Consider the following 8967-nt stretch of genomic DNA (forward strand, 5'->3'; position numbering starts at 1 on the left):
GTCGGTACGCAGTCTTACTTGCATCAAATAGACATCTTGTGCTGAAGGAGTAAACGACGCTTGCCCTTTGGCATTTGTCGTTAATTTTTCTACATCAGATTCTTCGGCGAACTGATCTTTTCCTTGGTACACCGAGACTTCATGATCGGTTACAGGTTTACCGTTAAACAGAACTTTGAAATTGAAACTCTCGTTGGCAAACAAACTGTTAGGGTGATTAACTGCCACGATCTCTAAGCCGTCGTTTCTTGGCGCTAACGCCTGTTCATTTGGCCCTTTCTTCGTTACGTACGTTGTTGCAAACGTAACTGATTGAAAGTGCTCTTTTAATATCGCACCTTCTGGTAGAGGCTTTTCGTTACCTCGCATAGAGCCACGCTCACCGTCCTTTTCATACACGCGAAAAATTGCCCCCATGCGTTTTCCGGTTGAAAACTGGTAAGTCCCTTCTTCCTCTAACGTGTGCTCAAGAACATTGCGGGTAGAAAGATCGACAACCTTCTCCACACTCACTAGCTTGCCGCTAGGGGTTACCACTTCAAACGATGCATTGGTAATTGCCGCTTCTGGTACAAAAAATTGTTCTGCAAAAGATGCATCCAGCGTGACTTTACCGCCTCTAACCGGTTCAAACTGAAGCGGTTTTAGGTAAGCCACGTGGGCTAGAGCAGCGCCACTGAAGCTGCTTGCAATAAGCAAGGGTAAACTGATGAGCGTGTGTTTTTTCATGGTTTTTTATTTTCTAGTTTTGTAAAAGTGAAATCATACTATTGCAAATGATAATAGTTATCAATAGTATTACGATCGATTTTTGACGCACGAAGTGTCAAGAAATCGCTTTGACAGGCGCGATTTAAGAAAAATAAAAATGATATCAACCGACGCAAACAGGAGGCTTAGCGTTGATACGAAATACTAATTATTTGCACTTTTATTATAAATTGGAAAAGAACAATGAAATTTAAACGCTCAACGGTAGCTATTTCGCTTGGCTGTGCGCTAACACTTCCTGCCCTAGCTCAACAATCAGAATTGGCAGTTACAAAGGCCAAAAGTGAAGAAACCCTGACAACGACTGTCGAAACCGTGCTGGATGCACAAACTCTGTCAAAGCGCTCAATTACAAATATTGAAGATACCGCTCGCTATATCCCAGGGGTCCAAACTAATGATACGGGTAACCGTTTCGGTAACGATGGCTTCAACATTCGCGGCTTGGAAGGAGACGCCGTAGCAGTAACTGTAGATGGCGTCGGTCAAGGCGAAACGCTAAACCCAAGCTCATTCGCCGCTTATGGAATGTATGGATCGAGCCGCGGCGAAATTGAATTGGAACACGTAAAAGCCGTCAATATCACTAAAGGCCCAAGCGCTGTCGCGCAAGGACCAGGCTCCCTTGCAGGCTCAGTTACCTACGTGACCAATGAAGCGAGCGACTTTTTACCTGCCACTGGTGATGCTACAGGCGTTAAGTTGAAAACCGGTTTTGATGCACGCTCTGACGAATGGCTAGTACACGGCACCGTCGCTAACAGAACGGGTAACTTCGACTCGCTATTGCAATACACAATGCGCGACAGTAGCGAAACAGAAGCCCACAGCCATGGTGAGAATATCTCTGGCTCAGCACGTGGTCAGGCTGACCCGATGGATAATCAAGTCGATGCAGTTTTACTTAAACTTGCTTATAACTTTTCCGAGCACCAGCAACTAGGCTTTGTTTACGAAAAAACGGACAGAGAAACGAACGGCGTACCTCTTTCTCGCCAAAGTGACTCTTATTTTGACTTCACCTCAGCGGATGAAAATAACCGCGAGCGAATTGGGCTTTTCTTTAACAACGAAAACCTAGGCCTAGCGTTTGCTGACAGCATAGATGTGACATTGAACTATCAAGAGCTGTTTTCATCGGGTGTAACCAGCTTTCTTTACGGCAGTGCAGACGGCGACGCTATATTGCGTACCGAGGACCGCAATTTCAGCCAGGACTCATTGAGTTTCAATGTTGATTTAGCCAAATCAATCACCGGAGAATTTAACCATGAGATTATTTATGGCTTTAGTTATCAACAGGTGGACGCTGAAGCGGTGATGTTCGACCGCAGGTTCGCTGGACAAACCGCGGACTCGCCTATTTTAGACGGCTACCCTATTCGCGACCAAAGCTTTGTTCCAGAAACCGAAAAAACGTTAATTACAGCCTACCTAGCTGACACGGTTGAACTTAGCGAGCAATTAAGCGTAAACCTTGGACTTCGCTACGATTCTACGGAATATACGCCTACTGTAGACAGCACATTTTCTGACCCCACAGGGTTAAGTATCACAGACAGCGAGTTTAGTGCGGTGGTAGGTGAGATTGGTGCTACCTACGAATTCGTAAAAGGCCACTCTATAAATGCCCGAATTGCTCAGGGCTACCAAGCGCCTACGCTCCAAAGCTTGTATTTTGGTACAAACTCAGGCGATGAAGTCACCGATATCATAACTGGTAACACGTTTATTGACCTTGACCGTATTGCCAACAGTGAACTCGATGCTCAAGAATCGACTAACTTTGAACTCACCTATATTGGTGATTTCGAGAACGGAAATGTCAGCGTGTCGGTGTTTAGAACTGAATACACTAACATGATTCAAGACGAGACTTATTCAACGCCTTATGGCACTGAAGTAACTACCGTGCAGTGCGGTCGCTTCGGTTGTGAAACCGTAGTCAATACTGATGATGTATTCACGCAGCCACAAAATACGGGCGAACTGACTGTTGACGGTTTTGAAGTTACTGCTAATTACAATTTTACAGATAACATTGCGGGTCGTTTTGCTTATACAGCATTGGACGGTACCTACGACACCGCATCTGCTTTTAACAATGCGGGGGACGACTTAGAAACCGTATCGCCAGATACCGCAACAGTTGGACTAGGCTACGTATCTGATGAAGGTGATTGGGGCGCAGAACTTGTCGCAATTTTGAGTAAAGGGGTAGAAGAAAGTACTCAACTTAGCTACACCTCGTTGAACAACGGTGCAGGTCCATCGCATACGCCTGCAGGCTATGCTGTTTTCGACCTGCTCGCCTACTACGACATTACTGAAAACCTGCGCTTTACCACGGCGATCTACAACCTTACAGACAAAGAGTATTACCGCTGGGAAGTGCTTAATAGCGTAAGAGACGGTACTGGTGGTTTCTTTGGCGGTGTGAGCGGTAATGGATACCAGCGCTACTCAGAGCCAGGCAGAAGTATTAGTGCCTACGTCACTTACCAGTTCTAATGTAACCAAAGTGCAGGCCATACTTAGCTCAACTTAGCCAAGTGGCCTGCTATTCACTCAAGTATTCTCCCATGAATGTTTATGAAAGTTTGTTCACGAAAATGGGTGATCGAAAGTTCCTGTTCAAACGTTTTCTCGCTATCTCTCTTTTTAGGACTTTCACTATGTTTGGACTTTTTAAAAGCAATCCAACCAAAAAAATGCGAAAGCAGTATGACGCCCTTCTTGAAAAAGCCATGCACGCGCAAAGAAACGGTGACATAAAGACTTATTCATTGCTTACCGCCCAATCAGAACAACTGTGGAAAGAAATAGAAACACTGGAGAAAAATACACAAGGAACATAAATGCTAGGCGCTTGCACATTGCGTGTGACCGAATACTAATACGTGATGTTTACACCTAAGGCGTAGCGCGCCCCCGCGTCTTGCACAAGCAAGAGATGATTGCTGAATCGGCCGCGCTTATGCACGGTTTCGTTAGTAATATTGATACCTTCAAAAAATACAGAAACCCTCGGGCTAAATTGGTATGAAAGGCTCATATCCCACTGCTTGTAGGGGCTAACAAAGGTAGGCTCGGTGCTTTGGGTTTGGTTCAGTGATTGCAAGAACCCTTCTCGCTGGTTCCAGGCCACCCGCCATTGCAGCGCATTTTTTTCATAAAAAAGCACCATGTTTTTTGCACCCGACAACCCTGTAAGTGCGAAGGTTGAACGGATATTGGCGGTGTCTAATTCAGCGTTGCTGTCTACAAAGCTCGCATTGGCCTGAATTCCCCACCCTGACTCGCCAAACAAATGCTGTACTGCTACCTCTACCCCTTCAACCGTTGCAGACTCACCGTTGCTAGGAGATATTACGGAAAACTGCGCTAATGCATCAGCATCATCAACCGCGTTTGGATCTGTGCCGGTGCTAGGGTCAGTCACGTTATTAAAGGTTTGTGTACTGCTTTCATTAACAATGAAATTATCTACCGTTTTTCTAAAGTAACCTGCCGATATATAGCTATTTTCCTGGTAGTAATGCTCAATGGCCAAATCAATGTTTTTTGCCTCAAAGGGCAATAGCTGTGCGTTTCCGATACGCGCCCGCAGATCACCACCTTGTCGCGTGGTGGTGTAAGTGACGCCCGGCGCCATTTGTTCTAAGGTTGGGCGGGTGATACTGTGATTATAAGCCGCGCGAAATACCCAACTATCTAACCAGCTGGCTTTAACACTCACGCTGGGTAAAAGATTGGTGTAGCTTGACGATTTATCAATATTTACCGAGGCGCCAAACTCTTGCCCCAGTTCGGTTTGGTCTAAAATAACTAACGCCGATAACTGCTCATCGACACCGCTTACCTTTACATCAGTATATTCAGCACGTAACCCTGCATGCACATCGATAAACCAAGGCGCGTAGTCCTTTTCAATAGCGGTTTGAATATACCCCGCATACACTGTTTCTTTAACAGCGAAAGAGCTTCCCCGTGTTTCAGCGGCTAGACTGACATCCCCAGCGTTTTCCAAGTAACGGAATAATGTATCACCGTCGTGGCGCAGCCACTGATGAGGTATGTTCTCATGCCCACTAATTGAGCCTAGAAAATCGTCGCCTGCGTCAAATATGGTTTGGAAGCTATCGGGAATATCTGGTGCATCAAAATAGCCGCAAAAACTGCAGTGTCTTGCGTCTGCTTCGTTGTCTCTTCTTTCGTTGGCTTTTTCGCGCTGAGTTAATGCTCCACCAACGTCAATTTTGCTAAACCAGTTTTCATCCCCAAGCACACTTACATTGATTTTTGCTTGCCCTATATCGTCATCAATACTCCACCCTCTGCGCAACATCACGTGGGAACGGCCGTTGGCTGGATCTAAGTAATGGGACACGCCAACCGGCTCCCCCAAGGCATTTACCTGACGGGGGTTGGCTTGTTCAAAGCCCGATATTGCGGGCAGTATATTCGACTGACGATGATCGAATGAAGAGCGATTTAGATAACCGATAAGCGAGAGAGAATTACCCTCTCCATTGTTGTCATCGACATTGGCCATTGAGTAAGACAGATCAGCATCAACAATTACGCTATCGCTTGCGATGTAGTTCGCTGCAAAACCGAAGCTCCTCAAAGTCGATGAACGGTTAAATGTGCGCGCGTGAAAGTCGGTGGCATGCCCGCTATTTTGTGAAAAAGCCACCGCCGTGCCGTTTTCATCCACCGTAACATCTTCAAGGTTGCTCGATGTAAACCAATGTCCCATTGAGGTTGCCGAGGTTTCAACATCAAATGTTGACCCCAGATAATCAGCCGTAAGCTCGAGCTTGTTATTAGGTCGATATTGTAAAACGAGCGCAGACCCCGTACGTGTTCTATCGTCAAAGCGCACTCTTTGATCGTAATTCCTGGGCACATATAGCGTAGAAACGTCATCAGATAGCTCACTTTCAGGTACGTTAGTATTTACCAACCAACCATCAATTTGCGCTTCTTCTAGTCGCGCTTGACGCTTGTGTTGAGTAAAAGAGGCTAGAATGCCAAACGAGTTGTTCAAATAAGTGTTGCTGAACATAGCAGAGGTAGAAGGCGCATATTGTTGCGAGTTAGTATCGTACTGCATTTTGATGCTGCCAGCCGCCCGCATTCCCTTGAAAGAAAGAGGTTTAGCGGTGTGAACATCGATCGTAGCGCCGATGCCACCTGACTGCATAGTCGCCTGGCTTTGTTTGTGCACGGTAACACTGCTGACAATCTCAGAGGCCAGCGTATCAAAGCTGAATTCCCGCCCGAGCTTATCGGTTGCCATAGGCCTGCCGTTTAATAACACCCGATTAAATTCCGGCCCAAACCCCCTCACTGTAACAAGTTGACCTTCACCTTCTGCACGGTCGATAGATACGCCAGAGACACGCTGCAGCGCTTCTGCGAGGTTTTGATCGGGAAACTTGCCCATATCCACCGACTGAATAGTATCAATGATGACGTTCGCGTTGCGTTTGATCCCCACCGATTGAGCAACACGCGCTCGTAATCCCCTTACTTCAATGTATTCAATATCGTAACTACCTTGCTCGTCAGGTACGGTTACCAAGCTATCGTCTTGTGCGGTAATGGCGTTAAAAAGACGACCAAGCAAGTGATTGTTTTCATCACTATCGCTAGCAGGCACTATTTTTATTCGGGTGTTATCAACAATTTCAGCACTCAGGCCTGTACCAGCCAAAAGCTTCTCTATTGCTACTTGCGGGGTATAGTTACCACTTACTTCATTTGCAAAAATATGCCTGACTTTGTTGAAGGGAAAGACTACGGTCAGCTCGGCTTGATTGGCAAACGCGATGATTGCCTCGTCTGCACTTTGTGCAGGAATAGCGAAATTTATTGCGGAGAGCGGCGATGTATTCTGTGTAATCACTTCTGCTTGTTGGTGGGGCAGCACTGACTGTGCAATAACAGTGTGACTTGCGCCGAACGACATCATGCACAGTGCAACCGTTAAAGCTTTAGGCTTAAAAGGCAGCATGATTATTGTGTCGAATGGTTCATTTGCCACAGGCATATTCGGTTTTACGCTATTGTTATTATTGATTATTAGAGTGTGTGATGCGTATGCGTCACCCTACACGTTATTGTTGGTGTTGTTTTAAACTAGCGTCGCATTATATACAACCCATTAACAAATTTAATTTTTGAGCGATAATGTTGAAAATACTGGGGGAAAATAGCGTGGCTGTCGTCTTAGTAAGTAACAACGATAAAAAATAACAATATGCCCATAGAAACAGCCATACATAATGCCTATATGTCGGCGCGCGGCTCGATGGCCAAAATGCTGTCGCGCCTTGTGCCGCCTAAAGAAGTGGATGACATACTGCAAGATACGTATGTTCGCTTGTGTCAGGCGAAATCTACCGAGCATATTAAAGAGCCCAAGTCGTTTTTGTTTAAAACCGCAAAAAACTTGGCCTACGATCACTTGAAGCGTGCAGAAACACGCATGGTCGACGACAGCGTAGAGGTTGCGGCAGCACTGGAAAGCGCAATAAGCGGTGTTGAAGATGAAACATTTCACAACAACGCCACCCAGCAAGAGTTTAAGTTGTTTTGTGACGCAGTGCGCGCCCTTCCCAAGCAATGCAGGCGCGCATTTGTATTGAAGAAAGTGTATGGCTACTCTCTTAAAGAGATTGCCCAAGAATTAGAGATAAGCGAAAAAACCGTGGAAAAGCATATTGCTGAAGGGATAAAAAGATGCACTTTGTTTATGCGACGACAAACGACGTCGCATACACGGCCGAATGCTTATCAAAGTGGTGGGCAACACAGTACGGCGGATGTAAAGAGAGACGCCCATGAATAGTTCAACAAACGAAACAAAAAACGCTAAGTCAGGCACCAATAGCAACGTTGTACAGTTTAATAGCGATGAGCGTGTGCTTGATGCCGCCAGCGAATGGCTTGTGAAACTCGACGAAGGGCTTGATGCCGAAGAAATGCAAGCGTTAAAAACATGGCTCGCAACGCCTTTGCATCGAGACACCTTCCTCGAAATGGTAGCCTTGTGGGACAAGATGTCGGTGCTTAGCGAACTGGCTGAAATCGTACCTCATACACCTGAGCCTAGCGCCAAACAAAAAGCAAACAACACCGTGACTTGGAAGCGCCCGCTGGCCATTGCTGCCTCGTTTTTAATGGTTGGGCTGTTAAGTTATCAGGGGCTAAATCTATTCTCGCCGTCTAACCAAACCGAACCTGTTTCACAAATGGCAAGCTACTCGTTACAAGCCTCGACCAAACCGGGCGAGCACAAGAGCATTAGCTTAGAGGACGGCAGTACACTATGGCTTAATACCAACTCTCAAGTGAACATCGCTTTTACTGAAACCTCACGGGTTATTCAGCTTGTCAAAGGTGAGCTTCATATCGAAGTGGCGAAAGACAAATCACGCCCGCTCAATGTACTTGCAGCCGGTAAAGCCATACAGGCGGTTGGTACTGCTTTTAATGTGCAATATCACCGCGGCGACCTTGAACTGGTAGTTACCGAAGGCGTGGTAGAAGTCGCCAGTTATACACTTAACAAAGCGAATGGCGAAAGCATTGTTGATCCAATTATTAAACCGCAGGCTCAGCCACTGACGTTAGTTAAAGGTGAAAAATCGCTTTTATCTTTGCCTAACAGCACCGTTGAGAACGTGTCAGATGAAGATATCGCGAATGATTTAAGCTGGCGTGAGGGCAAGATTGTATTTCGCGGCGAGCCATTAATTGACGTGATTGAAGAAGTAAGCCGATATACGGATAAAACGGTCGTTTTAGGTGATGCTGCGCTTGCTAACATGCAAGTAGCAGGGCTATTCAACACCAATGATGTAGACGCGCTTATTGCCGCCCTTGCCGACAATTTACAGATATCTACAGACTACTCTAGCGACACTATTGTTCTTCGCCCCCGTTAACGGTGGGTTTGGCTCATAAGTTCTTACTTAGCATTATTGAGCTACAAACTAAACACAAAGCGCGTTCTAAAGCTTAACTCGCGCTTTTACCTACTCCCCCTTACAATGACGCCTTATATCAGTCTGCATGCATTGGTATGATAGATAAATGCATCAAACAATAAGGCGTCTTTGATATGTAAATAGGCAGTGCTGTAACGGCAATTAACCATTTCACTTCCAGGCTACTATTTCTGGC

At 45.9% G+C, this 8967-nt stretch carries 6 protein-coding genes; 4 read left to right on the forward strand and 2 right to left on the reverse strand.

What is annotated here, in order from left to right; genetic code table 11:
* A partial coding sequence (locus QVA83_RS00990; RefSeq protein WP_287498015.1) for a DUF4198 domain-containing protein occupies positions 1 to 729 on the reverse strand: 729 nt, incomplete at its 3' end.
* Positions 730 to 954: 225 nt separating this feature from the next.
* Here QVA83_RS00990 and QVA83_RS00995 point away from each other — a divergent pair.
* Positions 955 to 3282: a TonB-dependent hemoglobin/transferrin/lactoferrin family receptor gene (locus QVA83_RS00995; protein WP_049585546.1), complete on the forward strand. Its 2328-nt coding sequence runs from the start codon at positions 955 to 957 to the stop codon at positions 3280 to 3282.
* 164 nt (positions 3283 to 3446) lie between these two features.
* Positions 3447 to 3629, forward strand: a complete 183-nt coding sequence (locus QVA83_RS01000) for a DUF6435 family protein (RefSeq protein WP_061487014.1) — start codon at positions 3447 to 3449, stop codon at positions 3627 to 3629.
* 35 nt (positions 3630 to 3664) lie between these two features.
* On the opposite strand, the gene QVA83_RS01005 is transcribed toward QVA83_RS01000, so the two are convergent.
* Positions 3665 to 6829, reverse strand: a complete 3165-nt coding sequence (locus QVA83_RS01005) for a TonB-dependent receptor (protein ID WP_232375972.1) — start codon at positions 6827 to 6829, stop codon at positions 3665 to 3667.
* A 210-nt stretch (positions 6830 to 7039) separates the two neighbouring features.
* Between QVA83_RS01005 and QVA83_RS01010 the strand changes: the two genes are divergently transcribed.
* Both QVA83_RS01010 and QVA83_RS01015 read left to right on the forward strand, forming a co-directional pair.
* Positions 7040 to 7630 carry a sigma-70 family RNA polymerase sigma factor gene (locus tag QVA83_RS01010; protein WP_039229032.1) on the forward strand — a complete coding sequence of 197 codons (591 nt, stop codon included), beginning with the start codon at positions 7040 to 7042 and terminating at the stop codon, positions 7628 to 7630.
* Positions 7623 to 8729 (forward strand): FecR family protein, encoded by a 1107-nt coding sequence (locus QVA83_RS01015; RefSeq protein WP_039229030.1) that lies wholly within the window; start codon positions 7623 to 7625, stop codon positions 8727 to 8729. The genes QVA83_RS01010 and QVA83_RS01015 overlap by 8 nt, the downstream gene beginning before the upstream one ends.
* The last annotated feature ends 238 nt before the right edge of the window (positions 8730 to 8967 follow it).

It is taken from the genome of Alteromonas sp. AO-Serp (assembly GCF_017849675.1).
Classification (GTDB): domain Bacteria; phylum Pseudomonadota; class Gammaproteobacteria; order Enterobacterales; family Alteromonadaceae; genus Alteromonas; species Alteromonas macleodii.